The sequence below is a fragment of the Nakamurella sp. genome (assembly GCF_048594475.1).
Taxonomy (GTDB): Bacteria; Actinomycetota; Actinomycetes; order Mycobacteriales; family Nakamurellaceae; genus Nakamurella.
This window is the reverse complement of record NZ_JBMDXT010000060.1, coordinates 1-2799: the sequence shown is the minus strand read 5'-3', so window position 1 is coordinate 2799 and position 2799 is coordinate 1. Positions and strand designations below refer to the sequence as shown.

1 protein-coding gene and 1 pseudogene are annotated in these 2799 nt (G+C 78.5%); one reads left to right on the top strand and one right to left on the bottom strand.

Annotated elements, in window-relative coordinates:
- Positions 1 to 234: pseudogene (locus ACOJUF_RS03010) on the bottom strand (hypothetical protein); the annotation flags it as partial.
- A gap of 226 nt (positions 235 to 460) precedes the next feature.
- On the opposite strand from ACOJUF_RS03010, the gene ACOJUF_RS03005 reads away from it, so the two are divergent.
- On the top strand, positions 461 to 2799 hold a 2339-nt coding region (locus tag ACOJUF_RS03005; protein ID WP_420120384.1), incomplete at its 3' end, for a helix-turn-helix domain-containing protein.

Sequence of the window (2799 nt, the reverse complement as noted above, 5' to 3'; positions counted from 1 at the left end):
GTGCAGCGCCAGCAGAACGACGTCGGCGGGCGGAGCCGCGGCGAGGAGGTCGGCCGCGGTGGCCGCGGCGCCGGTCCAGACCAGGTCGGGCAGGGCCAGCGGCAGGGCGACCCGGCTCACCGGATGCGCGTCGACGACCGCGACGGCCGCTGCCGCGCCCGCCCGGCCCTGACCGGCCGGGCGCCCGCCACCGGGCACCATGACGACCGCCGGACGCGCGCCCCGAGCCTGCACCGGGCCACCGCCCTTCCCGCCGGCCGACCGTCCCGGCCGATGCACCGTCTGTCCGGTTCATCCTCTCGGCCCCGGCGGTGCCGGGCCGTCCGCGCGGTCCGATCCGGACGACTCCGGACGCCTCCGGGAGGATCGCCGCAGGTCGCGGTGCTCCCGCCGGCGAATGGGCGGGGCCGGGCGCGGCCGGCCGCGCGAACCGGAAATACCGGGACCTAAGGTGCTGGGCATGACCAAGGGGGCTGGGTCGGGCGGGTTCGCCGTACCCGGGGGAGATCCGACGTCCATCGGGAGCCGCAGCGAGCTCGCCGCCGCGCTGACCGCACTGCGCGAGCGGACCGGACTCAGCGTCCGCGACCTGGCCCGAGCGGTGGACAGCCCGGTGGCCACCGTCGGCGGGTACGTCAGCGGCAGGCACCTGCCGACGGTCGCCCAGTCGGCGGTGTTCGTCCGGATCCTGGCCGCGTGCGGCGTCACCGATCCCGGGGCGCAGCAGGCCTGGTGGGACGCCGTGGCCCGGGTCCGCCGGGCCGGCGCCCCCCGCCCGGCGTCGGCCGTGTCCCCCTATCCGGGGTTGGAGAGCTTCCAGGTCCAGGACGCCGGCATGTTCTTCGGGCGGGAGCGGGTGACCGCCCAGCTGCTGGCCGCCGTCCGCGGTGACGCGACCGGCCCGCCCGGGGTGCCCGCCGTCGCCGGCCGGATGGTGGCCGTGGTCGGGCCGTCGGGGTCGGGCAAGTCCTCCGTCGTGCGCGCCGGCCTGGTGCGGGCGTGGGCCGGATCGGGGGACGATTCCGACGCGCCGGCCCGGTACTCGATCATCACTCCGGGTGATCGCCCCCTGCGCGGGCTGGCCGCGGCGCTGCTCGCGGCCGGCGGGTCCGGCGGACCCGGTGCGGCGGGGGCGGCCGGCCCGCTGGACGAGGACGAGGTGGCCGCCGTCGAGCGGTCGCTGCGGGCCGACCCGCCCGGCGCGGCGGTCCGCGCCCCCGGCCCGGACCACCTGCTGGTGGTCGACCAGTTCGAGGAGGTCTTCTCGACCTGTCCCGACGAGCGTGAACGGCAGGCCTACCTCGCGGCCCTCGGCGCGATCGCCGGCGCCGGCCCGGGGACCGGCGGCGGCCCGCCCGGGCCGGGCGTGCTCGTGCTGCGGGCCGACGTCTACGCGGCGGCCCTCGCGCAGGCCCCGCTGCTGCCGGTGCTGGCCGGCGCCCAGGTGGTCGTCGGGCCGATGTCGCCGGACGAGGTGCGACGCGCCGTGGTCGAGCCGGCGCGGATCGCCGGCTGCGAGGTCGACCCCGAGCTGGTCGAGGTGCTGATCGGCGACCTCACGCCGCACGGGGCCCCGGCCGGGGTCCTCGACGCCGGCGCGCTGCCCCTGCTGTCCCACGCCCTGAGCGGCACCTGGCAGCGCGCCACCCGACGGCGCCTGACGGTCGCCGACTACCTGGCCACCGGCGGCGTGGCCGGCGCCGTGGCGCAGAGCGCGGAGTCCGTGCTGGCCGCGCTGCCGGCCCGGCAGCAGGAGCTGGCCGCCCCGATGCTGCTGCGGATGGTCAACGTCGACGACGACGCCGTCGTGACCCGCCGCCGCATGCCCCTCACCGATCTGGCCGGGATCGCCGGCGGCGGCGCCGCATCCCGATCGGTCACCGGCGACCCGGCCGGGGACGCGCCGCCGGGCGGCGAGGATGCCGCGGCGCGGGCGGTCGTCGACCGGTTCGTCGCGGCGCGGTTGATGACCGTGGACGCCGAGTCGGTCCAGATCTCGCACGAGGCGCTGCTGTCGGCCTGGCCCCGGCTCCAGGGCTGGATCGACGAGAGCCGCGCCGCGCTGGCCGCCCGCCGCCGGCTGGACCAGGCCATCGGGATCTGGCAGGACAGCGGGCAGGACGCGTCCGCGTTGCTGGGGCCGACCCGGCTGGCCGCCATGCAGGAGGCCCTGACGGCCGGGTCGGTCGCACTCTCGGCCCCCGAAGCGGACTTCCTGGCCTCGAGCGAGGCCGCGGTGACCGCGGCCCGAGCCGCCCGGGTGCGTGGTCGCCGGCGGCGCCGGTCGATCGTGGCCGTGGTGACCACGCTGGCCGTGGTGGCCTCCGGGCTCGGCGTGTTCGCGGTCGTATCGGGCCGGGCGGCCGCCGAGCAGCAGCAGGCGGCCGAGGCGTTCCGCGACCTCGCGCTGGCCGGGCAGGTGCTCGACGCGGCGAACCGCGTCGCCCCGCAGGACGGCAACGTCGCCGCGCAGCTGGCCCTGGTCGCCTTCCGGACCTCGCCGACCGCCGAGGACCGCTCGGCCGTCCTGGACGCCACCGGGCAGCCCCTGGTCACCCGGGTGCTGGGCGCCAAGGGGCCCACCATGCAGGCCCTCTCCCCGGACGGGCGCCTGCTGGCCACCGCCGACGGGGTCGACGGCGCGATCCGCTTGCTCTCGGTGACCGACCCCGAACGTCCGACCGTCGTCGGGACCGCACCGGCCGCCGTGGCCCGGCAGCAGTTCTCGATCGCCTTCCGCCCCGACGGGCGGCTGCTGGCCACCGGCAGCAGCACGGGTCTCGTGCAGCTGTGGGACGT